The 21,816-nt window shown below is 55.6% G+C and carries 33 protein-coding genes; 3 read left to right on the top strand and 30 right to left on the bottom strand.

Annotation, left to right across the window (positions count from 1 at the left end):
• Window positions 1–42: 42 nt before the first annotated feature.
• The 9 genes from AC5EFR_RS16495 to rpsM form a co-directional block, all read right to left on the bottom strand.
• Window positions 43–570 (bottom strand): hypothetical protein, encoded by a 528-nt coding sequence (locus tag AC5EFR_RS16495; RefSeq protein WP_493576871.1) that lies wholly within the window; start codon window positions 568–570, stop codon window positions 43–45.
• Entirely contained in the window at window positions 567–1,880 is a 1,314-nt protein-coding gene (locus tag AC5EFR_RS16490; RefSeq protein ID WP_493576870.1) for a replication-associated recombination protein A, read from the bottom strand. The genes AC5EFR_RS16495 and AC5EFR_RS16490 overlap by 4 nt, the downstream gene beginning before the upstream one ends.
• Window positions 1,881–1,883: 3 nt before the next feature.
• Entirely contained in the window at window positions 1,884–3,257 is a 1,374-nt protein-coding gene (locus AC5EFR_RS16485) for a trypsin-like peptidase domain-containing protein (protein WP_493576869.1), read from the bottom strand.
• Between the two features lie 139 nt (window positions 3,258–3,396).
• The gene (locus AC5EFR_RS16480; RefSeq protein WP_493576868.1) at window positions 3,397–4,467 is read right to left on the bottom strand and encodes a 3-deoxy-7-phosphoheptulonate synthase; all 1,071 of its coding nucleotides are present in this window, start codon (window positions 4,465–4,467) and stop codon (window positions 3,397–3,399) included.
• A 177-nt stretch (window positions 4,468–4,644) separates the two neighbouring features.
• Window positions 4,645–5,292, bottom strand: coding sequence for a DUF2306 domain-containing protein (locus AC5EFR_RS16475; protein WP_493576867.1), 648 nt, complete (start codon window positions 5,290–5,292; stop codon window positions 4,645–4,647).
• Between the two features lie 83 nt (window positions 5,293–5,375).
• On the bottom strand, window positions 5,376–5,795 hold the full coding sequence (rplQ, locus tag AC5EFR_RS16470) for a 50S ribosomal protein L17 (RefSeq protein ID WP_299925149.1): 420 nt from the start codon (window positions 5,793–5,795) through the stop codon (window positions 5,376–5,378).
• 146 nt (window positions 5,796–5,941) lie between these two features.
• Window positions 5,942–6,958, bottom strand: coding sequence for a DNA-directed RNA polymerase subunit alpha (locus AC5EFR_RS16465; protein WP_493576866.1), 1,017 nt, complete (start codon window positions 6,956–6,958; stop codon window positions 5,942–5,944).
• 114 nt (window positions 6,959–7,072) lie between these two features.
• Window positions 7,073–7,465: a 30S ribosomal protein S11 gene (rpsK, locus tag AC5EFR_RS16460; RefSeq protein ID WP_299925144.1), complete on the bottom strand. Its 393-nt coding sequence runs from the start codon at window positions 7,463–7,465 to the stop codon at window positions 7,073–7,075.
• 15 nt (window positions 7,466–7,480) lie between these two features.
• Window positions 7,481–7,849 (bottom strand): 30S ribosomal protein S13, encoded by a 369-nt coding sequence (gene rpsM, locus AC5EFR_RS16455; RefSeq protein WP_099248478.1) that lies wholly within the window; start codon window positions 7,847–7,849, stop codon window positions 7,481–7,483.
• Between the two features lie 148 nt (window positions 7,850–7,997).
• Between rpsM and AC5EFR_RS16450 the strand changes: the two genes are divergently transcribed.
• Window positions 7,998–8,576 (top strand): BLUF domain-containing protein, encoded by a 579-nt coding sequence (locus AC5EFR_RS16450; protein WP_493576865.1) that lies wholly within the window; start codon window positions 7,998–8,000, stop codon window positions 8,574–8,576.
• 263 nt (window positions 8,577–8,839) lie between these two features.
• Here AC5EFR_RS16450 and AC5EFR_RS16445 read toward each other — a convergent pair whose 3' ends face one another.
• The 19 genes from AC5EFR_RS16445 to rpmC all read right to left on the bottom strand — a co-directional run bounded on the left by AC5EFR_RS16445 (window position 8,840) and on the right by rpmC (window position 19,035).
• Complete coding sequence (locus AC5EFR_RS16445) at window positions 8,840–9,262, bottom strand: hypothetical protein (protein ID WP_493576864.1); 423 nt, start codon at window positions 9,260–9,262, stop codon at window positions 8,840–8,842.
• 252 nt (window positions 9,263–9,514) lie between these two features.
• Entirely contained in the window at window positions 9,515–10,159 is a 645-nt protein-coding gene (locus AC5EFR_RS16440) for an adenylate kinase (RefSeq protein ID WP_493576863.1), read from the bottom strand.
• Complete coding sequence (gene secY, locus AC5EFR_RS16435) at window positions 10,156–11,517, bottom strand: preprotein translocase subunit SecY (protein ID WP_493576862.1); 1,362 nt, start codon at window positions 11,515–11,517, stop codon at window positions 10,156–10,158. The genes AC5EFR_RS16440 and secY overlap by 4 nt, the downstream gene beginning before the upstream one ends.
• 110 nt (window positions 11,518–11,627) lie before the next feature.
• The gene (gene rplO / locus AC5EFR_RS16430; RefSeq protein ID WP_493576861.1) at window positions 11,628–12,098 is read right to left on the bottom strand and encodes a 50S ribosomal protein L15; all 471 of its coding nucleotides are present in this window, start codon (window positions 12,096–12,098) and stop codon (window positions 11,628–11,630) included.
• A 361-nt stretch (window positions 12,099–12,459) separates the two neighbouring features.
• Window positions 12,460–12,675, bottom strand: a complete 216-nt coding sequence (locus tag AC5EFR_RS16425; protein ID WP_493576860.1) for a DUF1127 domain-containing protein — start codon at window positions 12,673–12,675, stop codon at window positions 12,460–12,462.
• A 164-nt stretch (window positions 12,676–12,839) separates the two neighbouring features.
• A complete protein-coding gene (locus AC5EFR_RS16420) occupies window positions 12,840–13,592 on the bottom strand; it encodes an anti-sigma factor family protein (RefSeq protein WP_493576859.1) in 753 nt (250 codons plus the stop codon).
• Window positions 13,589–14,086, bottom strand: a complete 498-nt coding sequence (locus AC5EFR_RS16415) for an RNA polymerase sigma factor (RefSeq protein WP_493576858.1) — start codon at window positions 14,084–14,086, stop codon at window positions 13,589–13,591. The genes AC5EFR_RS16420 and AC5EFR_RS16415 overlap by 4 nt, the downstream gene beginning before the upstream one ends.
• Before the next feature lie 93 nt (window positions 14,087–14,179).
• Window positions 14,180–14,557, bottom strand: a complete 378-nt coding sequence (locus AC5EFR_RS16410) for a COG4315 family predicted lipoprotein (protein ID WP_493576857.1) — start codon at window positions 14,555–14,557, stop codon at window positions 14,180–14,182.
• Between the two features lie 146 nt (window positions 14,558–14,703).
• Window positions 14,704–14,892: a 50S ribosomal protein L30 gene (gene rpmD / locus AC5EFR_RS16405; RefSeq protein WP_299925119.1), complete on the bottom strand. Its 189-nt coding sequence runs from the start codon at window positions 14,890–14,892 to the stop codon at window positions 14,704–14,706.
• Between the two features lie 3 nt (window positions 14,893–14,895).
• A complete protein-coding gene (gene rpsE / locus AC5EFR_RS16400) occupies window positions 14,896–15,459 on the bottom strand; it encodes a 30S ribosomal protein S5 (RefSeq protein WP_299925117.1) in 564 nt (187 codons plus the stop codon).
• 161 nt (window positions 15,460–15,620) lie between these two features.
• Window positions 15,621–15,980: a 50S ribosomal protein L18 gene (rplR, locus tag AC5EFR_RS16395; RefSeq protein WP_493576856.1), complete on the bottom strand. Its 360-nt coding sequence runs from the start codon at window positions 15,978–15,980 to the stop codon at window positions 15,621–15,623.
• 12 nt (window positions 15,981–15,992) lie between these two features.
• A complete protein-coding gene (gene rplF, locus AC5EFR_RS16390) occupies window positions 15,993–16,526 on the bottom strand; it encodes a 50S ribosomal protein L6 (protein WP_493576855.1) in 534 nt (177 codons plus the stop codon).
• A 13-nt stretch (window positions 16,527–16,539) separates the two neighbouring features.
• Entirely contained in the window at window positions 16,540–16,932 is a 393-nt protein-coding gene (gene rpsH, locus AC5EFR_RS16385; protein ID WP_299925109.1) for a 30S ribosomal protein S8, read from the bottom strand.
• A gap of 13 nt (window positions 16,933–16,945) precedes the next feature.
• Entirely contained in the window at window positions 16,946–17,251 is a 306-nt protein-coding gene (gene rpsN, locus AC5EFR_RS16380) for a 30S ribosomal protein S14 (protein ID WP_299925107.1), read from the bottom strand.
• Between the two features lie 14 nt (window positions 17,252–17,265).
• Window positions 17,266–17,844 (bottom strand): 50S ribosomal protein L5, encoded by a 579-nt coding sequence (gene rplE, locus AC5EFR_RS16375; RefSeq protein WP_493576854.1) that lies wholly within the window; start codon window positions 17,842–17,844, stop codon window positions 17,266–17,268.
• The gene (rplX, locus tag AC5EFR_RS16370; protein WP_493576853.1) at window positions 17,844–18,149 is read right to left on the bottom strand and encodes a 50S ribosomal protein L24; all 306 of its coding nucleotides are present in this window, start codon (window positions 18,147–18,149) and stop codon (window positions 17,844–17,846) included. The genes rplE and rplX overlap by 1 nt, the downstream gene beginning before the upstream one ends.
• A gap of 1 nt (window position 18,150) precedes the next feature.
• Complete coding sequence (gene rplN / locus AC5EFR_RS16365; RefSeq protein WP_299925099.1) at window positions 18,151–18,519, bottom strand: 50S ribosomal protein L14; 369 nt, start codon at window positions 18,517–18,519, stop codon at window positions 18,151–18,153.
• A gap of 75 nt (window positions 18,520–18,594) precedes the next feature.
• Window positions 18,595–18,825 carry a 30S ribosomal protein S17 gene (rpsQ, locus tag AC5EFR_RS16360; RefSeq protein WP_299925096.1) on the bottom strand — a complete coding sequence of 77 codons (231 nt, stop codon included), beginning with the start codon at window positions 18,823–18,825 and terminating at the stop codon, window positions 18,595–18,597.
• A 3-nt stretch (window positions 18,826–18,828) separates the two neighbouring features.
• Window positions 18,829–19,035, bottom strand: coding sequence for a 50S ribosomal protein L29 (rpmC, locus tag AC5EFR_RS16355; protein WP_299925093.1), 207 nt, complete (start codon window positions 19,033–19,035; stop codon window positions 18,829–18,831).
• Between the two features lie 281 nt (window positions 19,036–19,316).
• On the opposite strand from rpmC, the gene AC5EFR_RS16350 reads away from it, so the two are divergent.
• Complete coding sequence (locus tag AC5EFR_RS16350; protein WP_493576852.1) at window positions 19,317–19,574, top strand: hypothetical protein; 258 nt, start codon at window positions 19,317–19,319, stop codon at window positions 19,572–19,574.
• A gap of 104 nt (window positions 19,575–19,678) precedes the next feature.
• Here the strand turns inward: AC5EFR_RS16350 and AC5EFR_RS16345 are convergent, their stop codons facing one another.
• Both AC5EFR_RS16345 and AC5EFR_RS16340 read right to left on the bottom strand, forming a co-directional pair.
• Window positions 19,679–20,359, bottom strand: a complete 681-nt coding sequence (locus tag AC5EFR_RS16345) for an HTTM domain-containing protein (protein ID WP_493576851.1) — start codon at window positions 20,357–20,359, stop codon at window positions 19,679–19,681.
• Window positions 20,356–20,793 carry a hypothetical protein gene (locus tag AC5EFR_RS16340; protein ID WP_493576850.1) on the bottom strand — a complete coding sequence of 146 codons (438 nt, stop codon included), beginning with the start codon at window positions 20,791–20,793 and terminating at the stop codon, window positions 20,356–20,358. The genes AC5EFR_RS16345 and AC5EFR_RS16340 overlap by 4 nt, the downstream gene beginning before the upstream one ends.
• Window positions 20,794–20,909: 116 nt before the next feature.
• On the opposite strand from AC5EFR_RS16340, the gene AC5EFR_RS16335 reads away from it, so the two are divergent.
• The coding region (locus AC5EFR_RS16335; RefSeq protein ID WP_493576849.1) for a calcium-binding protein at window positions 20,910–21,816 on the top strand (907 nt) is incomplete at its 3' end.

Here is a 21,816-nt window from a genome sequence, read left to right as displayed (position 1 = left end):
TTGCCTGTACGCGGTCTTAGAGTCAAGACGCCTTGAGGGGGGTTACCCCTGCGTTGCACCGGTTTTCACCACGTCTTTGAGCGCGCTTAGAAACCCTGTCACCGCCGACTGGAGCGCTCTTTCGTCAAGCTGCAACAAATCGGGTTCAGTCCAAGCCGTTTCGGGGTCCAACCGCGCGATCAAATCTTGACGTTGCCGTTCTTGATCAGCGCCAAGCGGCAACCGACCCGCCACATCGAGCAATTCGTACAACCGATGCACCTTGCGCAGAATGCGAAACGCCTCGATCATCCGTGGTCCAAGGGTTGGGTCCACCCGCCAATCGGCCCCTTTGAACACATCCTGTGACACCCGTTGCCCGGCCCCAAGGCAGTCAAACTTCAAACACCCGGCAAACCCCTTGGCCAATCGCTCCGCATGAATTTTGCAGCCAAATTCGGCATTTAAGTGGGTACATCCAGCCCCAGCAGGTTTGGAAATGGCAAAATCCGGGCTTGGTTCAAACTCAAACGCCATACAGCAAAGCGCCGCACAGCGGCTGCAATCGGCCTTTAGGTCAAGCCCGCTCACGCCTCACCTTCGCGCCGGGCGCGCAGCTTGGCGAAATAGGCAACGCGCTTGCCCAATTCGCGTTCGAATCCACGCTCAACCGGGGTGTAATAGCTCTGCCGCCCCATTTCTTCGGGGAAATAATCCTGACCGGAGAACCCATCTTCGGCGTCATGGTCATAGGCGTATCCGGCCCCATAGCCCTGATCCTTCATCAACCGGGTTGGGGCGTTCAAAATATGCTTGGGCGGGATAAGCGACCCGGTTTTTTTCGCCGCCTTGCACGCCGCCTTATAGGCCACATAAACCCCGTTCGATTTCGGAGCCAGCGCGATGTAAACCAGCGCCTGCGCCAGCGCCAACTCGCCCTCGGGAGAGCCGAGCCGTTCGTAGGTTTCCCAGCTTTGAAGGCACACCGATTGCGCCTGTGGATCGGCCAATCCGATATCTTCGACCGCCATCCGGGTGATCCGGCGCGCCAAAAACCGCGGGTCCTCGCCCGCGTCTAACATCCGCGCAAACCAATAGAGCGCCGCGTCCGGGTCGGAACCGCGCACCGATTTATGCAGCGCTGATATGAGGTTGTAATGCCCGTCACCGGATTTGTCATATTGCGCCGCGCGTTTCATCAACCGTGATGTCAACGCATCGGTGTTTAGCGGCGCATCAACCTTCCACGACATCACTTGCTCAATCAAGTTGAGAAGCGCCCGCCCATCTCCGTCGGCCATTTCGATCAACGCCGGGCGCGCGCCATCGTCCAAGGGCAGTTCGCGATCCAATTCACCCTCGGCCCGTTGCGCCAGTAATTCCAGATCGGTTGGAGCCAATCGCTCCAAAACCAACACCTGTGAGCGGCTCAACAAAGCGGCGTTAAGCTCAAACGATGGGTTTTCCGTCGTCGCCCCCACCAAAAGAATGGTGCCGTCTTCCATATGCGGCAAAAACCCATCCTGCTGGGCTTTGTTAAAGCGATGAATTTCATCGACAAAGAGCAAGGTCCCCTGCCCGGTTTTGCGCCGCAGCTTGGCGGCCTCAAACACTTTGCGCAACTCCGGAACACCGGTGAAAATCGCGCTGATCTGGACAAAATGCATGTCCGTCGCATCGGCCAGAAGCCGCGCAATCGTGGTTTTGCCCACGCCGGGCGGCCCCCAAAAGATGATCGAGCCAAGCGTTCCGGCCTCAAGCATCACGCCCAATGGGGCCTCTGGCCCCAAGACCTGCCTCTGTCCAATCACATCCGACAAAACCTTTGGCCTTAAGCGGTCGGCCAAGGGACGCGGGGCCGTATCGGGAACGGCATCGGATGTATCAAACAAGTCAGCCAAAGGTCAGATCCGGAATTTTAGGGTCAGGCGACGGTTACCACGCAACGCATCGATCCGCACCCGCCTACCGGATTTTCGCAGCAAATCCCCAACATCAGAAGGCGAGGTGATTTCGCGGCCATTCACACCCAGAACAACATCACCTTTCTTTAAGCCGATCTTGGCTCCTGATCGTCCTGGGGTCATCACAATGATCCCCTGACCATCGCCAGAAAGCCCAAGTTCGGCCAAAACCGCCGGGTTGATCCGGGCAAGGGTTAACCCTTCTAAAACCTCACGCCGCCCCAAGGTTACCTGATCACGCGCCGGGATTTCCGGGGGGCTGATCATTGCAACAGCGGCTTGTTTTTCGGTGCCGCGCGACACGTAACTCACCTGCGCCTTATCGCCAATGCGACGCACCGACATCCGAAACAGCATTTCCGCCGGGGTGTTCACCTGCAAACCATCGACGCTCAGAACCACGTCGCCGGGCACCAAACCGGCCTCGGCAAAGGGGCTTTGGGGATGCAAATCGGCAATCAACACCCCACCGGGCAGGTTCAGACCCAGACTATCCGACAGATCCGCATCCACCGGTTGGCCGGTCATGCCAGCCCAAGGTCGATTGAACTGATTCTGTCCGGCGCGGGCCTGATCAACAAATGACGCCACCAAGGCCGATGGGATCGCAAAGCCAATGCCATTTGATCCCCCCGACCGCGTCAGGATCGAGGTGTTGACCCCAATCAAATCGCCGTTGATATCAATCAACGCCCCACCGGAATTGCCCGGATTGATCGGTGCATCGGTCTGGATGAAATAGCCGCGCGCATTGCCCGTCGCGGTGCCAGAGCGCGCCAAACCAGAGACAATCCCCGACGACACGGTCTGGCCAACACCAAAGGGGTTGCCGATCGCCAAAACCAATTCGCCGACTTCAACCGTATCGCTATCACGCAATGACAGATGCGGCATGTCCGACGCGTCACGCAATTTCAGGATCGCCAAATCGGCCTCTTCGTCCCCCAACATCACATCGGCCACAAATTCGCGGCGGTCATTCAGAACAACGCGAATATCGGTCGCCATGCCAACAACATGGTAGTTCGACACGACAATCCCATCATCGGACAAGATCACCCCAGAGCCGAGCGAGTTTTGCACCCGAGGACGGCTCTGAAAATCCCGGAACAGGTTGTTGAAAAACGGATCATCCGCAAAGGGGCTGCGTTGTTGAACCACACGCCGGGCATAGATGTTGACCACGGCTGGGGCGGCTTCTTTGACCAAGGGCACAAAGCTTAGGCTAATTTCAGCGTTGGATTGCGGAACACGGGTTTCGGCCCAAGCCGGGGCGGCAAACATGGTCAGGATCAGAAAAACACGCAGCAACATAGGCTCCCTTTCTTCAAATGCCACTTTGATATGCGGCTGCATCGGGATGATTGCAAGCTGTGACTATGGCTTGGTGATCATACAAGAGATAGTAAAGGGTCATGGCGACAGGGAGTGAACCACCATGACCCGTTGCGCGTTACCCGGCCTTGCGGGTAAGCACGCTACGGCGCTGGCGGACATCGTCCGACAATTCGCGCAGACAGTTTTGGGTTTGCGACCAATCAATGCAACCATCGGTGATCGACTGACCGTAGACCAGAGGCGCCGCGCCGAGCTTTTGTGCGCCACCTACAAGGTTGCTTTCGATCATAACGCCCATGATCCGGTGATCTCCACGGGCGATTTGCCCGCCAACATTGGCCAGAACTTCGGGCTGGCGTTCGGGGAGCTTGCTGCTATTGGCGTGGCTGGCATCAATCATCACCTGCGGGCGCACACCGTCAAGTTCCGCTTTGTGACACAGGGTGTCGACCGAAGCCTCGTCATAGTTGGTGCCCTCGCCACCGCGCAGAATCACGTGGCAATCCGGATTGCCATGGGTGCCAACAATCGCAGCTTGTCCGCTTTCGCTGAGACCCATGAAATGATGCGGTTGCGCCGAGGACCGCACCGCGTCGAGCGCGATTTGGATATTGCCGCGGGTGCCGTTCTTGAACCCAACGGGGCAGCTCAGGCCCGACGCCATTTCGCGGTGAATCTGGCTTTCGGTGGTGCGCGCACCAATCGCCGCCCAACTCACCAGATCGGCCACGTATTGCGGAACAGCCGTATCAAGGAACTCGGTCCCAACCGGCAGACCCATCTCGTTGATCTCTAGCAATAGTTCACGCGCGGCTTGCAAGCCTTCGTTGATCGCGAATGACCCGTCGAGATGCGGGTCGTTGATCAACCCTTTCCAACCGCCAATTGTGCGCGGTTTTTCGAAGTACACCCGCATGACGATTTCCAGCGTATCGGCGCATTCCACCCGCAGCGCCTGAAGCTTGCGCGCGTAGTCAAGCGCCGCATCAGGGTCATGGATCGAACAGGGTCCGGTGACGGCGATAACGCGATCATCCTCGCCTTTTAGAATGCGCTGAATGGCATTGCGCCCGCCTTGTACGGTCTGCGACGCCGCATCCGACAAGGGGAGTTGCGCGCGCAGGGCGGCGGGGGTGGTGAGTTCTTGCATCTGGGTGACGCGAAGGTTCTGGGTGGCGATGGGCATGGGCTTCTTCCTGAATGGGATGCCCCCGGAGCTGGATACAAAAAAACCGCCCTCGGGGGCGGTCGGTGGTATCTCGTTTTTGCGTTATGTCAGAACGCGCAAACCCCTCCGTCCGCCTTATGGCTCGGATAATAAAAGTACCAAAATGTTGCGTACGATTGGGTCATGCGCCAAACGTTAGCGCCGGATTGACGGTCTGTCACCCCGAAAACGACCAAAAATCGAAAAACGCCTAACCACATATTCTGCAACGATAATATTGACAGATGCGCCAAGTATTGACGCTGGAACGAACGATATTTCAAAGGCGGTGCCCCAAATCAACTCGGAAAGATTGATCCCGATGCGGGCCGTCGAGACCGACAAGGCAAGCGCATAACCACGAATCATAAAAGCCCGATGCCGGGCAATTTGGCGGGACCGCACAGCAACAACAGCCAACCAAAAACAGGCAAACAACGCCGCCACCACCCCAAATGTGCCGAGTTGCGTCAACAGCCCGCCCACAGCCGGAAACACCAAAACCATCCAAAGAACAGCCAAGCCCGACGCCACGCCAAGGCTCACAGAGAGACGCCCCAGAAAGCGATGAATTGCAGGGTGCAGTGATCGAAGGCGCGCGGAAAACTGAAGCGGGCCAATCAGAAAGAACACCAAGCCGGGCAAAAGATGCGCAAGTGTCACCCAAGGGTGATCCGCATATCTCTGATTGACCCAATCCAATGTCGTCCATGACTGGGTCACAAATATCAGCCGGTCGACCGTGCCTATGATAACAGGCAGCGAAACCAGATACAGAAACGGAACAAGCACCAGACGTGACATGCCTAAGCTCTATCAGGTCTGTCCCCAAAAAAAAGGCCCCACCCAAGCGGGTGAGGCCTTTGGAATTCTCGGTCGAGAAAAGCTTACTCGTCAGCGGCTTCTGCTGCTTCGAGACGGGCTTTGTCCGCTGCGCCTTTGGCGTCAACGTCGCGGTCAACCAGTTCGATGATCGCCATAGGCGCCATGTCACCGTAACGGAAGCCAGCTTTCAGAACACGGCAATAGCCGCCCGAACGCTCGGCGTAACGTGGGCCAAGAACGGCGAACAATTTCGCAACGTCTTTGTCTTCTTTCAGCTGAGCAGCTGCCTGACGACGGGCGTGCAGATCGCCGCGCTTGCCCAGGGTGATCAGCTTGTCGATGACGCGCTTGAGTTCTTTTGCCTTAGGCAAAGTGGTTTTGATTTGCTCATGTTCGATGAGCGAGCCTGCCATGTTCGAGAACAACGCCTTGCGGTGTTCGTGTGTACGATTAAGGCGGCGGTATCCGCGCTTGTGACGCATATGTCTAACTCCAGAATGTGCCCTCTACGGGCTGTTTTGCTTTGTCTGGCTGGCGATGCGTGTCACCAGCTCTCCTTGGGGCCTAGGCCCAGAACCGGGCGACACGGGGCCGCCCAGATGTAGGGTGGGGTTTTACCCCACCAAACTTAAAAGTTGTCTTCGAGCTTCTTGGCCAGATCTTCGATGTTGTCTGGTGGCCAGTCTTCGACGTCCATGCCGAGGTGCAGCCCCATACCCGACAGCACTTCTTTGATCTCGTTCAAAGATTTGCGGCCAAAGTTTGGTGTGCGCAGCATTTCTGCTTCGGTCTTCTGAATGAGATCGCCGATATACACTATATTGTCGTTCTTCAGGCAGTTTGCAGACCGGACAGACAGTTCCAGCTCGTCCACTTTCTTGAGCAGAAGTGGGTTGAACTCGAGACCATCATCATCGTCTTGACGCTGAGCCGACTCAGGCTCTTCGAAGTTGACGAAGATCGACAGCTGATCCTGAAGGATACGCGCAGCAAAAGCCACGGCATCTTCGGGGCTGATCGAGCCATCGGTCTCGACCTTCATGGTCAGCTTGTCATAGTCCAGAACCTGACCTTCGCGGGTCGGCTGAACGTCATAAGCAACCTTTTTGACCGGCGAATAGATCGCATCGATCGGGATAAGGCCAATAGGCGCATCTTCCGGCTTGTTCTTGTCAGCCGAGACATAGCCTTTGCCAGTGTTCACAGTGAATTCCATGTACACTTCGGCACCTTCGTCCACGTGACACAGCACATGATCGCGGTTCAGGATCTCGATACCGGCGCTTTCGGTGATGTCACCAGCGGTTACAACACCTGGGCCTTTGGCGCTTACGGACAAACGCTTGGGGCCTTCGGCTTCCATGCGGATCGAAACACCCTTGAGGTTCAGGATGATGTCGGTGACGTCTTCGCGAACACCGTCAACAGACGAGAATTCGTGCAAAACGTTGTCAATCTGAACGCTTGTGATGGCCGCGCCCTGAAGGCTCGACATCAAAACGCGACGCAGTGCGTTGCCCAATGTGAGACCAAAGCCGCGTTCGAGCGGTTCAGCAACAACAGTGGCTTTGCGTGCGGGATCGTTGCCGGGTTTGATTTCAAGCTGTGTTGGCTTGATCAGTTCGGCCCAATTCTTATGGATCATGCAAGTCCCTCCATACCTGTCCGGTCCCCATGTCCAAAGGTCCAGACGCCCGAGGTTTCAAAACGGCGTGTTGGGGCCGGACAAATGCCAGGCCCCAACACGTTATTATTGCGATTAAACGCGGCGGCGCTTTGGTGGGCGGCAGCCGTTGTGCGCGATTGGGGTCACATCACGGATCGAAGTGATGTTGAAACCAACAGCGGCAAGGGCGCGGAGCGCCGATTCACGACCCGAACCGGGGCCCTGAACTTCAACTTCGAGTGTCTTAACACCGTGCTCTTGGGCTTTTTTGCCCGCATCTTCTGCAGCCAGCTGAGCAGCGTAAGGAGTCGATTTACGCGACCCCTTAAAGCCCATGGTGCCAGCGGAGGACCAAGAGATTGCGTTACCCTGAACGTCAGAGATCAGGATTTTGGTGTTGTTAAAGGTCGAGTTCACATGCGCAACGCCAGCTGCGATGTTCTTGGAGACCTTTTTCTTGCCTGCGCGGCGAGTATCACGTGCCATAGGTCAGTGTCTCCCTTACTTCTTCTTGCCTGCGATGGCCTTTGCGGGGCCTTTGCGGGTACGAGCGTTGGTGTGCGTACGTTGACCACGTACAGGGAGGTTACGACGGTGGCGCAGGCCACGGTAGCAGCCGAGGTCCATCAAACGCTTAACGTTCATGGTCACTTCGCGGCGCAGGTCGCCTTCGACGGTGTAGTTTGCATCGATGTGCTCACGGATCGCCAATACTTCGGCGTCAGAAAGCTCATTTACGCGGCGTGTGGCGTCGATGCCGACCGCTTCGATGATAGCAGCAGCCGAAGTGTGGCCGATACCTGTGATATATGTGAGTGCGATAGGCACCCGCTTGTTGGTCGGGATGTTAACGCCGGCAATACGTGCCAATGTGCATCTTCCTTTTTGTTGCGAGTCCGTAGAACCGGGCCCTTTTTTCACAACATGAGGCCCGAGGCAAAAGCCGCCGGGCCGTAGCTGATCAGGTGATCTGCGCCATGGGGGCGACCCACTTTGCATAAATGATTCTCATAGAGAGATGTGGGTGGGTATGACCATTTCGCGCCCACGTCAAGTGTGTTCGGGACACTCTGGCGAAACGGTGAAAGAAAATGCTTTTCAGGCATATCGGGAAAATGCGATCATCCACACAACCTGCGTTTTCACGGTCCGATTTATGCTTATCCAAGTCCTTTATACAAGCCGATCCATTTTCCCCCGCGGCGATCTCAGCGACATAGACATTCTTAGGCAAGCTGCAGAAAACAATCGCTCTAGGAACATTAGCGGCGCTTTGCTGCGGGACGAACGCCGATTTTTGCAGATACTCGAAGGCGACACTCTCAAGGTCCTTCCCCTGCTGCAACAAATCCAACAGGACCCGCGCCATTTCGACATGGCCATCCTGTTTCAACGCAGCATCAAAGAGCGGACCTTTGGCAGCTGGTCCATGGGCTATGCAGAGATTGATGCTGCTACTGTGGCCGCCTTTGACAACATCAATAAATCATACACAGACGCGCTAGAGCAGCTGTTAAATGGAGTCTTGCCAGACCTTCATACTCCAGCCCTCGGACACTTTGACTCCGAGAAAAAGCCACGACCGCGCCTCACCTGAACATCAAGATTTTTCGGATTTTGAACCGAACGGACCTGACAACGCCAGAATAGCCTAAAGATGGCGATCCGCTTCGAAACAACACTCTACAAGTGACTCAAACTCTGAGAGAAATTCCTGCGCTTTTAACGCCACCTTGTCGCGCGGCCCCTCATATGCCCGTCGCCCCCACTCGTGTGGCACAAAAACGAGCCGCTCGCCAACCAAACTGTCAACCGTTTCCAAGCTCCCGAACGCCTTCGGCGCATAGAGCGTTCGTGACGTCAAACGGGCTGCAAGGTGGGCATGTAACATGCAAATTGCGGCAGCTCACAGCAAAACAGATTTAACCACACGGACTTTAGTGTCCGACACTTCCAAAGTGGTGTTACCCCATTCACATTCCCCTTTGGCAGGCGAAACCTGTTCAATGTCAGATGTTCCAGTGATGGCATCTGATCAATCCAGGACAAACTGTCGATCTGGACCTCTTTGCCAGCGCCACCTTCGATCACCAAACATCGCAAAGCGTTTAAATCAGCTAAACTGGAAAGCCCCGCACCTATGCCTGCCCCGGTGATCACCAGAGAGCGCAAATTTGGCAGATACACAACAATGCGCAACCACTCAGGGTTCGAGACGTCTCTCAAAACCAGTTCTTGGATTTGGGCATAGGGCCGCGTGTCCAATGGCGGGGCCTTTTGCAAGCCAAACAACCGGACTCTTTTCAAATCTGGTTTCCCGTCCAATTCGGCCAATTGGCTTTGGGTCGGGCGGACAATTGTCAGCTTTCCTTGGACGCCCGAAACCTGATTATCGGGGTTCCGACGGTATCAGATGAAAAAGAAATAGCGCGCTGACCTGAAGCCAGCGCGCTATAGGTGGTTATCAATTGTTGCGATTGGTCAACCGACCAATGTCATGGCTGCGCCCGTAATCGACAAAGCCACTTTCCGCGCTCAACCGTCCATCTTCTCGGCAATCGCCGCCTTGATCTCGTTGATCTCACCAAGGCCGTCCACACGGCAATGCTGACGCAAGGCGTAGTAGTAGCCGATCAATGGCGCGGTCTGTTTGTAGTATTCCATCAAACGGGTGCGCAGACTGTCTTCGTTGTCATCTGCCCGGCGTTTGAAATCAGACGCACCACAGTTGGTGCATTTCTCATCTTCTGGGATCGGCTTGGTGATGTCGTTATAGACTTCACCACAGCTTCCGCAGGTTGAACGCGCCGTGATCCGCTTGACCAGCGCTTCGTCCTGCACACGCAGTTCGACAACCAGATCGAGCTTTTGGCCCATCTCTTCCAGCAGTTCAGACAAAGCGTCCGCCTGCTTGAGAGTCCGTGGAAAGCCATCAAAGATGAAGCCGTTGGCTTTGACCGTCTGCAGCTTTTCACGAATCAGACCGATCACGATCTCATCTGTAACCAGCTGGCCCTTGGCCATCACCTCGGCCACTTTCAGGCCCATCTCGGTTCCACTGTCTTTGGCTTCCCGCAACATGTCGCCCGTTGAGAGCTGCACCATGCCACGTTCTTCTACCAAAAGACGTGCTTGTGTACCTTTACCTGCCCCTGGAGGCCCTAAAAGAATAATATTCATCGACGCGCCGGCCCTTTCCGCTTGCGAGCCTTACCTTTACCGCGAAGCTGCGACTTCTGAATAAGACCTTCGTATTGATGTGCTAGCAGATGGCTCTGTACTTGCTGAATGGTATCCATTGTCACACTTACGACAATAAGCACCGATGTCCCGCCGAAATAGAACGGAATTGCGAACTGAGCCCGCAGAATTTCCGGCAAAAGGCAGACAGCCGCCAAATAGGCCGAGCCAAGAACCAAGAGACGATTCACCACATATTCCAGGTATTCAGCGGTTTTCTTGCCTGGCTTGATGCCCGGAACAAAGCCGTTCTGGTTTTTGAGATTATCGGCCACGTCATCGGGTTTGAACGACACGTTGAAGGTGTAGAAGTAGGCGAAGAACACGATCATCGAAGCAAAGAACAGCAGATAGAGCGGCTGTCCGGGGCCAAAGTAGGCCAAGACCGTCGACATGATCGGACCAGCATCAGACCCAGAGAAGGTCGAGATCGTCACCGGTAGCAACAGCAAAGAGCTGGCGAAGATCGCCGGGATAACGCCCGCTGGGTTTACTTTCAGTGGCAGATGGCTGTTTTGCGCTTCGGTCATCTTCATCCCGACCTGACGGCGCGGATATTGGATGGCGATTTTGCGCAAGGCGCGTTCCATGAACACCACGAAGGCGATCACACCAACAACCATTAGCATCACCCCAACAATAACAGCAGGGCTGATGGCACCCGAACGACCCGAGGCAAAGAACTGAGCCAAGGCGGCGGGGACTTCGGCGATGATGCCAACAAAGATGATCAGCGAGATCCCGTTGCCGATGCCGCGTGCGGTGATTTGTTCACCCAGCCACATCAGGAACATGGTGCCACCCACGAGGGTGATCACACAAGCGGCGCGGAAATACCAACCGGGATCGGTTGCCAAATCCCCGGCTTCGAGAGACGCGGCCAAACCATAGGCTTGAAAGGTTGCCAAGATCACCGTCCCGAAACGGGTGTATTGGTTGATCTTTTTACGGCCCTGTTCGCCCTCTTTCTTCAGCTGTTCAAGCTTGGGCACCATGGCCGTCAGCAACTGAATAATAATCGAGGCGGAAATATAGGGCATGATGCCAAGGGCAAAGATGCCCATGCGGCCCAATGCGCCCCCTGTAAACATCGACACAATGCCAGCAATCCCTTGCCCGGCCTGATCGACGAATTCCTGCAACGCGGCGCCGTCAATCCCTGGAACAGGGATGAACGTGCCGAGGCGGTAAACAATCAATAGGCCAAGGGTAAAGAGAATGCGATTGCGCAGGTCGGTTGCTTTGCCCAGTGCCGCCCAACTTGTGTTTGCGGCCATTTGCTCTGCTGCGGATACCATGCGGGTCTCTCTTGTCAGACAAACGCCGCCCTGAGCGTCTTCCTGCTCGGGCGGCGTTGATGGAAAACTAGATAGGTATGTAAGCGGCCAATGCGCCGCTCACAAGGCGTTTATTCCGCCGCTGCCGCGTTCGTGACTGTCAGCGCGCCGCCTTTTGCTTCAACAGCCGCGATTGCGGACTTGGAAGCGCCGGTAACGTTGATGGTCAGAGCAGCAGTGATTTCGCCTTTGGCGAGAACACGGATACCGTCCAGCTTACGACGAACCAGACCCGAAGACACCAATGTATCTTCGTTGATCTCACCAGCTGTGAGCTTGCCTTCGTCGATGAATTTTTGGATCAGGCCCAAGTTTACAACGGCATATGCCTTGCGGTTCGGCTTGTTAAAGCCACGCTTAGGCAGACGTTGGTACAAAGGCATCTGGCCGCCTTCATAGCCATTGATGGCCACACCCGAACGCGATTTTTGACCCTTGATACCACGGCCACCGGTTTTACCCATGCCCGAACCAGCACCACGGCCAATACGCTTGCGGCGTTTGGTTGCGCCTTCGTTGTCGCGAAGTTCATTCAGTTTCATGTCGCTTCTCCTTTGCCGGAAGCGCCCCCGAAGCGATCTTTGGGCGAACACGGCGTTTCTTGTTGATTCTCTTGCGGCCCCAAAGGCCACCGGGGGCGTATAGACGCCCGCCGCAATCCTTGCAAGCTTTTGCTTGGACCCGTGCGCTTAACGCTTGGGCTCTTCGTGAAGGTATTCTGTCCATGCTGGGCAAGGGCCAGCTTTCCATGCGGCTTTGGCGCTGGAATAGAACGATGTGAACGGGGTGAATACTGTTGCAAGAGTACGCGTGACGATGGCCATAATCTCGGGTCCATGTGTTTGAGTGTGGAAAGCAAAACACCCCCGAACATCGAGGGTGTACTGCGTGTTTCGGTAGAATTTAGATGTGTGCGGCGCTTTTCGCTGCAATGGCGTGAAAATCAGCACGGCTGAGACCCATGTCTTCCAGCTCGCGGTCATTGAGCATGGCAAGCTCAGCGAGAACGCGGTTGTAGGTGGCGCGACGGGCCAGATAAACTTGGGTCGCTGCAACCATGTTGTTGACCCATGCAATGGGAGCGAAAGTTGCTGGGGCGGTGTGGGCGATATGTGCCATGATATATGTCCTTTCGAGGGGCTCGGGCGTATTCCCGATGCGCTGTTAAATTGTCTTCATGTCCTCTTCCTGACCCACATATAAAAGGTACAGGTGGCGCTAACAATTTCCAAAAAGGTCAACCCGCCATGCATTTTCTGCAACGCAGCAAAATTTATGCAACTCTAAATCAGCTTGTCCTGTAACCGCGTTGCAATGGGCGAAAGCTGACCACGCGCAATCGGAGCCACCAACACAAAGAGCCACTCTTTGTCCTGCCACCGAACCACCGTTTCCCCGTGTTGCGTATCATAGTGCTGGCTTGACTGACCTGTCTCATCCAACTTGGTCATAAACAAAGTCAATCGCTGCCCATGCTCGTTTTCATACATGTACTGCGCGGCGGCGCGATCCTGAAATGGCAGCATCCGACCACCAACAAACATCATGCCATGTTCCGTCAATTCCGGCACCGTCATTTCGCGCCCCATGCGCTTGGTCAGCCATGTCTGCAAGTGCTGGGTTTCGCTGGCGGCCACTTCAACCGCATGTCGGTTCTCAGCCGTAAACATCCGATGCGCCGCCCAGGCATCAAATACGGCCTGTTGTTCCAGCGCTGTTGTCTGATGACGCCACTCACCAAGGCCAAAGCCACCGGCAGCACCAAATGCAACCAAAGCCACTGCCGCCGCGACTTGTAGCCAATAGGGACGTGGTTCCGCGCGCGCGCGCGTAGAGGCCAAGCGTTGCATATGCGCCGCAGACGGCATGGGAACCAAACCCTGCAATGCGTCCTCGGTCTGAGCCCAGTCAGCCGCCAGTTCCGCAAGCGCGGGGTTGGATTGCAGCTCAAGCTCAAAGGCCTGCCGATCTTCGCCCCCCATCTCGCCGTCCAAATAAGCGCTCAACCGTTCCTGATCGTTTTGAAACCTGCTCATTTCACACTCCTCAGCTCGGGTTTCTGACCCTCATTCTTTTCGCTTAATCCGGCCCGTGCCCGGGCAACACGCGACAAAACAGTCCCAATCGGGATGCCAAGAACCTCCGCGACCTCTGCGTAACTCAACCCACCAAACACAACGAGCTGCAACGCCTGCCTTTGAGCATCGGGAAGCATCTGCAACCGCTGCGCCACCTCTCGCAGTTTCGCACGATCTTCCCAACGCGTGTCATTGGCCCCCCCAACAAAATCATCTTCAAACGCCACTTCCGTCACCTGAACCCGATGTCCATCTCTGAAAAGATTGAGCAAAATCCTCATCATCCATGGCTTTAATGGCCGGGTAGCGTCCCATTGCGCTTTCTTGCGCAGAGAGCGCTCAACACAATCCTGAACCAAATCGTCGGATCGGAACGTGTCACGCGTCAACGAATAGGCATACCGCCACAAATGCGGCAATGCCTCGGTCATCTGAGACTGAAATCTGGGCACTTTTGAACCTGCCTTTTCGACTTGGCAAAAACCGGCCTCCATAGTCTGGAAGCCGGTGAAAAACAACGCCGCCAACAAATGCGACAGCTGTGCTTAGGGGCGTACGATATGCCAAACGCCGTTTACACCGTCGCCAGTCACATCACCCGGCTTTTTGTCTTTGACCCAAAGATAAAGCGGCTGATCTTTGTAAGTCACTTGCTCGGCTCCATTCTTGCGCTCCGCGGTCGCGAACCCGTCGCCAAGTTTCGCCCCCGCTTCGAGCAACAGAGGCGGCCACGCTTTGGCGCATTGACCGTAGCAATTTGAAACACCACCGGCGTCCTTGTCAAAAGTATACAGCGTCATGTTGTGGCCATCGACCAAATAGCCCGCGTCAGACGTCTTCACCATGGCTCCGGAATGCCCGTCGGCAAAAACGGCGGTGGCGGTCAAAGTAAGGGCGGTAGCAAGTGTTAGAAAACGTGTCATGGTCTCTCCATCAGTGTCACCTGCAACACGCAGGTATAACAGATACGAACCGGACACAGGTTTATTCCCTCTCACCGCAAAAAAAGACGCCCTTCGGAAACAAACCGAAGGGCGCCAATTGTTAAGCTCATTCCTTGAAACAGGAATTAGCCTTTTTCTTCGATGATTTCGACAAGATGCGAAATCTTGTTAACCATGCCACGAACCGAAGGCGTATCTTCGAGTTCACGGGTGCGGTTCATCTTGTTCAGACCCAGGCCGATCAGCGTCTGACGCTGGATGGCGGGGCGACGGATCGGGGAACCGATCTGTTTTACAACGATGGTCTTGGCCATGGATTAAGCCTCCTCGGTTGCAGGCGCTTCGTCACGCTTGGGCAGGATGTCAGCAACCTTTTTGCCACGACGCTGAGCGACGTTGCGAGGAGACTGTTCTTTGCCCAGGCCGTTCAGAGTGGCGCGGATCATGTTGTAAGGGTTCTGCGAACCGATCGACTTAGCGACAACGTCCTGAACACCCAGCATTTCGAACACAGCACGCATTGGACCACCGGCGATGATACCAGTACCGGTTGGGGCTGTGCGCATCACAACTTTACCAGCGCCGTGACGGCCCTCGATGTCGTGGTGCAATGTGCGGCCTTCTTTCAGAGGTACGCGGACCATCTGACGTTTGGCTTGCTCAGTCGCCTTGCGGATCGCCTCAGGTACTTCTTTCGCTTTACCTTTGCCGAAGCCGACGCGGCCTTTTTGGTCGCCAACAACAACAAGCGCAGCAAAACCAAAGCGCTTACCGCCCTTAACTGTTTTCGATACGCGGTTGATCGCGACTAAGCGATCTGCAAATTCCGGTGCTTCGTCACGGTCGCGACGGTTGCCCCGACGGTTATCACGTTCTGCCATGTGGCATCCCTTTTATTTCTGGCGTTTCCGCCGTTTCACAATCCAAGTGAACCACGAAGGTGACCCCCGGATCATCGAGACGTTTCCGTCTGCAAAATAAGGTGGGGAAAATCCCCACCCTACAACTCTTCGGTAGGGTGGGGGTCTTCCCCACCACTGCCTTAGATCTTCAAACCACCTTCACGCGCAGCGTCGGCCAGGGCCTTCACTTTGCCGTGGAACAAGAAGCCACCGCGATCGAAGTATGCTTCTGCAACGCCAGCGGCTTTCGCGCGCTCTGCGATAGCGGAACCAACTTTGGTCGCTGCTTCGATGTTGTTCTTGCCAACAACACCCAGTGCCGGCTCGAGCGTCGAAGCGGCGGCCAAGGTGCGGCCTGCCACGTCGTCGATGAGCTGAACTGAGATATTCTTGTTCGAGCGGTGAACCGAAAGACGAACGCGACCAGCGTTGACCTTGCGGAGTTTGTTCCGGACGCGCATGCGGCGCTTCTGGAACAGTACACGTTTGCTGTTTGCCATTGCTGTGCGTCCTTACTTCTTCTTGCCTTCTTTGCGGAAGATGAATTCGCCTTTGTAGCGAATACCCTTCCCCTTATAGGGCTCTGGGCGGCGCCAGTCGCGGATTTTGGCCGCCACTTCACCAACCTGCTGCTTGTCATGACCTTCGATCGCGACTTCAGTAGGCTTGGCGCATACGATGCTGATCCCATCAGGGATCGCAAAGTCCACGTCATGCGAATAACCAAGGTTCAGCTTCAGGGTCTTACCCTGAACAGCTGCACGATAACCAACGCCGTGGATTTCGAGCTCTTTTTTGAAGGTGTTCTGCACGCCGTGGACCAGATTGGCCACAACGGTGCGGGACATACCCCACTGCTGACGCGCACGCTTGGATTTGCCGCGTGGCGTAACGGTGATGGCGCTGTCTTCTACGGTGATTGTAACATCATCGGTGGCGGTGAAAGTCTGGACGCCTTTTGGCCCCTTAACTTCAACAACCTGACCCGAAACAGATGCAGTCACACCAGAGGGCAGCTCAACTGGTTTCTTACCAATACGAGACATAAATAAGCCCTCCTTAGAAGACGGTGCAGAGCACTTCGCCGCCAACATTGGCTGCGCGTGCTTTTGCATCCGACATCACACCCTGAGGGGTGGAGACAATCGAGACACCCAGACCCTGACGGACCTGTGGGATCTCCTTAACGCCCATGTAAACGCGACGGCCAGGCTTGGACACCCGTGCCAACTCGCGAATAACAGGTTCGCCATCATAGTATTTCAGGCTGATTTCGAAGGTCGGGTGACCTGCGGAATCCGTGCCACCTTCGTAGCCGCGGATATAGCCTTCGTCTGCCAGAACATCCAGAACGCGTGCGCGCTGTTTGGAGGCCGGGGTCATAACGGTGGATTTACCACGCATCTGCGAGTTGCGGATACGAGTAAGCATATCGCCGATAGGATCGTTCATATTCTACTCTCCCTTACCAGCTCGACTTGACCATACCGGGCAGCATACCGGTCGAACCGAGTTCGCGAAGTGCGATACGGCTGATTTTCAGCTTGCGGTAATAGGCGTGTGGACGACCGGTCAGCTGGCAGCGGTTGTGCAAGCGTGTGGCCGACGAGTTGCGAGGCAATTTCGCCAGTTTCAGACGCGCTTTGAAACGCTCTTCCATCGGCTTGGATTCGTCGTTCGCGATTTCTTTAAGCTCGGCGCGCTTAGCAGCATATTTAGCCACCAGACGCTCGCGCTTTTTCTCGCGTTCGATCATGGATTTCTTCGCCATGTCTATGCTTCCCCTTACGCGTTGAACGGCATGTTGAAATGCTTCAACAGCGCTTTGCCCTGCGCATCAGCGGTGTGTTCACCCTGATCCTGCGCAGTTGTGGTGATGATGATGTCCATGCCCCAGACTTCGTCGACTTTGTCGAAATCAATCTCAGGGAAGACGATGTGCTCCTTCAGGCCCATGGCAAAGTTGCCACGACCGTCAAACGAAGGTTTCACACCACGGAAGTCACGAATACGAGGCATCGCGATGGTGACCAAGCGATCCAGGAATTCAAACATGCGGTCGCCACGAAGAGTGACTTTCGCACCGATGATCATACCTTCACGAAGACGGAACGGCGCGTGGCTGTGTTTCGCCTTGGTGCCGACGGCCTGTTGGCCGGCGATGGTTGTCAGATCTTCGATTGCCGATTTGGCTTTCTTGGAATCACGAACGGCTTCTGCACCACAACCAATGTTCAGAACGATTTTATCCAGACCAGGGATCTGCATGTCGTTCTTGTAGCCAAACTCTTCTTTCATAGCTGGGCGGATGGTGTCGCGGTACTGCGCCTTGAGGCGCGGGGTGTAGTTGGCTTGGTCCAGCATTAGATCACGTCTCCCGTGGTCTTGGCGAAGCGGACTTTCTTGCCGTCTTCCTCACGGAAGCCAACACGAGACGCTTTGCCGTTTGCATCGACGATGGCCAGGTTAGACAGTTGGATCGGCAGAGCCTTTGGAAGGCGGCCGCCCTGAGCTGTCTGGCTCTGGCGCTGGTGACGGATCGCGATGTTCACGCCGTCCACGATGGCCTTGCCCGCTTTAGGGTCGACCGAAGTGATCTCACCGGTCTTGCCCTTGTCCTTACCGGCAAGAACGATGACCTTGTCACCTTTTTTCAGCTTAGCAGCCATCTTACAGCACCTCCGGCGCAAGCGAGATGATCTTCATGAAGTTCTTGGCGCGCAGCTCACGAACAACCGGGCCAAAGATACGCGTGCCAACAGGCTCGCCAGCAGTGTTCAAGATAACTGCAGCGTTGCGATCAAAGCGGATTGCTGTGCCGTCTTCACGACGAACTTCTTTTGCGGTGCGTACGACAACGGCCTTACGGACGTCACCCTTTTTAACGCGACCACGTGGAATGGCCTCTTTCACCGATACGACGATGATATCGCCGACCGATGCATAACGACGGTGGGAACCGCCGAGGACCTTGATGCACTGAACTTTCCGGGCACCGGAGTTGTCAGCTACATCCAGATTGGTCTGCATCTGGATCATATAGTTTCTCCCGACCTATGGGGGCTGTTCTCGTTAGCTCCCCCAGGGTTTCGATGAATGCCAAAAGGCTCTGGCTTAGTCAGCCAGAACCTCCCAACGTTTCGTTTTCGACTTAGGTGCACATTCGATGATGCGAACCATATCGCCTACTGCGAACTTTTCCGCCTCATCATGAGCACGGTATTTCTTGTTGCGCTTCACGGTCTTTTGCATGACCGGATGCTTAAAACGACGCTCGACCTGTACGGTGACAGTCTGAGTGTTGGCAGTGGAGGTCACGGTGCCTGTAAGGATACGCTTGGGCATGTGTTACGCCTCCGCTGCGGCGTTGGCCGCTTTTTCGTTCAAAATGGTGTTCACGCGCGCAACGTTGCGACGAACCTGACGCATACGGGCGGTGTTTTCGAGCTGGCCAGAGGCCTGCTGGAAGCGCAGGTTAAACGCTTCTTTCTTGAGCTGGACGAGCTCGTCCCGGAGTTGATCCGGTGTCTTGTCCATGAGTTCCTTGGCGTTCATTCGCCTCTTCCTTTTGGTTTTCACCAGAGAGCCCCGATAATTGTGTCCGGGTCACCCTTAACCTGGTGAGGTTTCTGACGAACAATAAAAAAGGCACGCACAAGGCGCACCGATTCCGTAAATCCGTGCATGAAGGGTGCCTATACGCCTGCGAAAGGATTCTGGCAAGGCCAATATCGGGGCTTTTTCGCCTATTGGGCAAATGGGTCAAGATTAACCGAAAAACCCCGTCAATTATGGGCGATTTGGAGAAATGTGCCCTGTGTGGTACAGTCTATTTTATGCGCTGCGCAGTCATCATATTAATGCTGTTGATGCCGCTTCCTGTGGTGGCCCAAGATCAGCCCGCAAAACCCTGTTTCTGCATCAACCGCGACGGGGAAAAGGTCGAGCTTGGACAATTGGCCTGTCTGCGGGTTGGGGGCAAATCCTTTATGGCGCGCTGTTCGATGTCCTTAAATCTGCTGACATGGCGCAAGGTCTCTGATGGCTGCCTCAGCTCTCAGATCAGTTCGCCCAAGCATATGGTATCGCTTTAGCTCAGGGTTTTGGGGCGCTGCCCCGTCCCAAGCGAGCTTGGGACGCCCCGGGATATTATTGGAAAGAAGACGCCGAAGCGTTGGCGTATGTAACCAATATCCGACTAGCCGATGACGCGATCCTGAAACCAGATCAGTGACGGATAGGCGCAGAGCCAGATCCAGAAAAACCGGTTGAGGCCAAATAAACAGGCATTGGCCAAATGAAACGTCGCCGCGATCAAGAGGCCAAGGGTCAACAGCCATGGGTCAAGCAGGGCCAACGGGAACAGCACTTCGAACCCCATGACACACCATGACATCAGCCACAACAATCGCGGATGGTCGGCCCATCCCCGCAGGCGGTCCGACACCGGATAGGCCGAAAACCGGAAAACATCCTGCAAGGCCTCGCCCCGCCGCCAATCGGCTTTGATAATCTTGATGTAGCCGGACACGAAATAGGACAGCACCAGTTGCACCGCCAAATAGGCCATCGCCATTTCCTGCCACCGCTCAGATGGGGCAAGGTGATAGGCCGATAAACACGTAACGATCAGCATCGTCATCTTGTCCGAGCCACCGTTATACGGCCCGTCGAACCGGTGCAGCAGAACAATCCCATATGCAAAGAGCGCCCATACCGCCCAATCAATATGCCACCCTGAAATCAACATCGCGCAGGGGATCAAACGCGGCAGGAACAACAGCCGATCTTTGGGGGAGGCCAGATGTTCCAAGGTCTGCTGCCCAACCGCCAACCCAAGCATCATGCTCGCCACTTGCACTGTGTCCACAAGGGTCATGGGCCGCCCTCGTGGATGGGCAAGACCGGGCTTTCGTAGTCAACGAATTTAACGATCTGATCGCCCTCACGCTGAAGAAACACCAGCCGAAACTCAAACTCCCCCTCCTGTTCCTGCAATCCGGCCCGCACCAGCCGCGTCAACTCAGAGCGCGCGTGATCGCCGTTGTGTTCCGCAAGGCGTTCCGACAGGCTCACCATATATAACTGCTCATTGCGGCGCGGGTTCCAGACAAGCCGCCGCGCCATGCGGACCACCGACACATGCGCGGGAATAGGTCGTGCCTCGCGCCACGCCCCCTGCCCGACCCGCACTTCGACCCTAGGCGAGGCCGCGACAGTCTTGAAAAACCGCCACGACGGCAGCAAAACCGGCAACAAAAGGGCGATGGTTTTGGCAATCACATTCGCAATCACTGAGGGCCTCGACGACATGAGAAACCTCACCTCTTTAACCCACGGCGATTACCAAATTGTTTCCTAAACTCCCAGTTGACTCAGCGTGTTGTCGCCACTTAACGTCAGCACATTCAAGCCAAAAGGAAGTTGTGATGAGTGCCGCATTGATTGCCCTGCTGGCCATTGGGCTGCTGACCCCGCTTGTGTTCGGCTCTGACGATAGCTCTTCTGACGGTGATCCGGCGCAAGACCCTGACGACCCCCAAGGGTTGGACGTCACCACGCTCGACTCCAATCCGTTTGCCGGGACCGATGGCAATGACACGATTGATCTCGATCCGCGTGATGGCGGGTTCAACAGCATGACGCTTGAAACCGGAGCCGGAGATGATCTGCTTGACCTGACCGATGCCGAAGCGTTCGAAGATCGAAGCACGCTCGAAAATGCGGTCTTCCAAAACAGCACGATCCAATCCGGCGAGGGTGATGACACCATCCATGTCGGTGGTGCGAACCTCGAGATAGATGGAGGTGGCGGGAACGATGACATCACCGCACTAGAGGCCGATTTTGCCACCATTGAGGGCGGTGCGGGTGATGATCGGATTCACACGACGACCACCGGGCAGCCAGCCTCGGTCTATGGCGGCGAGGGCAATGACACCTTGTCTGGTGTGGATGCCGCCGACCTGTTTGGCGAGGCAGGGGATGATCTGATCGAATTCAATGGGGACGGCGGATCAGGGGATCGTTTCTATATGGTCGCCGATGGTGGTGAGGGCGATGACACGATTGCCGCTACGGATACCGCGATCACGGATGCGGACCTCGATCGTCCGCATGTCTTAACAGGTGGCGCGGGCAGCGATCTTTTCGAATTGCAGTTTGACGAAGGTTCCCTTCGTACCTACGGCGTGCCTGTTGAATCCGACGGCACACTGCAGCTTGAGGTTTTCAACATCTCAGATTTCGAACCCGGCACCGACCAGATCGAGATCGAACTTGAGGTGGAAAACGATGGCTATAGCGTTGCTTCTGCCCGCATCGAGGGCGAAGATT

The sequence above is a fragment of the Pelagimonas sp. genome (assembly GCF_058892305.1).
The sequence above is the reverse complement of the archived record's forward strand: the minus strand, read 5'-3'. Positions and strand labels throughout refer to the sequence as shown.

Excerpts from the sequence above, each read along its gene's own strand:
- AC5EFR_RS16485 (WP_493576869.1), bottom strand. The coding sequence starts at position 3,257 with ATGTTGCTGCGTGTTTTTCTGATCCTGACCATGTTTGCCGCCCCGGCT.
- AC5EFR_RS16480 (WP_493576868.1), bottom strand. The coding sequence starts at position 4,467 with ATGCCCATCGCCACCCAGAACCTTCGCGTCACCCAGATGCAAGAACTC.
- AC5EFR_RS16475 (WP_493576867.1), bottom strand. The coding sequence starts at position 5,292 with ATGTCACGTCTGGTGCTTGTTCCGTTTCTGTATCTGGTTTCGCTGCCT.
- rplQ (WP_299925149.1), bottom strand. The coding sequence starts at position 5,795 with ATGCGTCACAAGCGCGGATACCGCCGCCTTAATCGTACACACGAACAC.
- AC5EFR_RS16465 (WP_493576866.1), bottom strand. The coding sequence starts at position 6,958 with ATGATCCATAAGAATTGGGCCGAACTGATCAAGCCAACACAGCTTGAA.
- rpsK (WP_299925144.1), bottom strand. The coding sequence starts at position 7,465 with ATGGCACGTGATACTCGCCGCGCAGGCAAGAAAAAGGTCTCCAAGAAC.
- AC5EFR_RS16450 (WP_493576865.1), top strand. The coding sequence starts at position 7,998 with ATGTGGGTGGGTATGACCATTTCGCGCCCACGTCAAGTGTGTTCGGGA.
- AC5EFR_RS16440 (WP_493576863.1), bottom strand. The coding sequence starts at position 10,159 with ATGAATATTATTCTTTTAGGGCCTCCAGGGGCAGGTAAAGGTACACAA.
- secY (WP_493576862.1), bottom strand. The coding sequence starts at position 11,517 with ATGGTATCCGCAGCAGAGCAAATGGCCGCAAACACAAGTTGGGCGGCA.
- rplO (WP_493576861.1), bottom strand. The coding sequence starts at position 12,098 with ATGAAACTGAATGAACTTCGCGACAACGAAGGCGCAACCAAACGCCGC.
- AC5EFR_RS16425 (WP_493576860.1), bottom strand. The coding sequence starts at position 12,675 with ATGGCACATATCGCCCACACCGCCCCAGCAACTTTCGCTCCCATTGCA.
- AC5EFR_RS16420 (WP_493576859.1), bottom strand. The coding sequence starts at position 13,592 with ATGAGCAGGTTTCAAAACGATCAGGAACGGTTGAGCGCTTATTTGGAC.
- AC5EFR_RS16410 (WP_493576857.1), bottom strand. The coding sequence starts at position 14,557 with ATGACACGTTTTCTAACACTTGCTACCGCCCTTACTTTGACCGCCACC.
- rpmD (WP_299925119.1), bottom strand. The coding sequence starts at position 14,892 with ATGGCCAAGACCATCGTTGTAAAACAGATCGGTTCCCCGATCCGTCGC.
- rpsE (WP_299925117.1), bottom strand. The coding sequence starts at position 15,459 with ATGGCAGAACGTGATAACCGTCGGGGCAACCGTCGCGACCGTGACGAA.
- rplR (WP_493576856.1), bottom strand. The coding sequence starts at position 15,980 with ATGGCAAACAGCAAACGTGTACTGTTCCAGAAGCGCCGCATGCGCGTC.
- rplF (WP_493576855.1), bottom strand. The coding sequence starts at position 16,526 with ATGTCTCGTATTGGTAAGAAACCAGTTGAGCTGCCCTCTGGTGTGACT.
- rpsH (WP_299925109.1), bottom strand. The coding sequence starts at position 16,932 with ATGAACGATCCTATCGGCGATATGCTTACTCGTATCCGCAACTCGCAG.
- rpsN (WP_299925107.1), bottom strand. The coding sequence starts at position 17,251 with ATGGCGAAGAAATCCATGATCGAACGCGAGAAAAAGCGCGAGCGTCTG.
- rplE (WP_493576854.1), bottom strand. The coding sequence starts at position 17,844 with ATGCTGGACCAAGCCAACTACACCCCGCGCCTCAAGGCGCAGTACCGC.
- rplX (WP_493576853.1), bottom strand. The coding sequence starts at position 18,149 with ATGGCTGCTAAGCTGAAAAAAGGTGACAAGGTCATCGTTCTTGCCGGT.
- rplN (WP_299925099.1), bottom strand. The coding sequence starts at position 18,519 with ATGATCCAGATGCAGACCAATCTGGATGTAGCTGACAACTCCGGTGCC.
- rpsQ (WP_299925096.1), bottom strand. The coding sequence starts at position 18,825 with ATGCCCAAGCGTATCCTTACAGGCACCGTGACCTCCACTGCCAACACT.
- rpmC (WP_299925093.1), bottom strand. The coding sequence starts at position 19,035 with ATGAACGCCAAGGAACTCATGGACAAGACACCGGATCAACTCCGGGAC.
- AC5EFR_RS16350 (WP_493576852.1), top strand. The coding sequence starts at position 19,317 with ATGCGCTGCGCAGTCATCATATTAATGCTGTTGATGCCGCTTCCTGTG.
- AC5EFR_RS16345 (WP_493576851.1), bottom strand. The coding sequence starts at position 20,359 with ATGACCCTTGTGGACACAGTGCAAGTGGCGAGCATGATGCTTGGGTTG.
- AC5EFR_RS16340 (WP_493576850.1), bottom strand. The coding sequence starts at position 20,793 with ATGTCGTCGAGGCCCTCAGTGATTGCGAATGTGATTGCCAAAACCATC.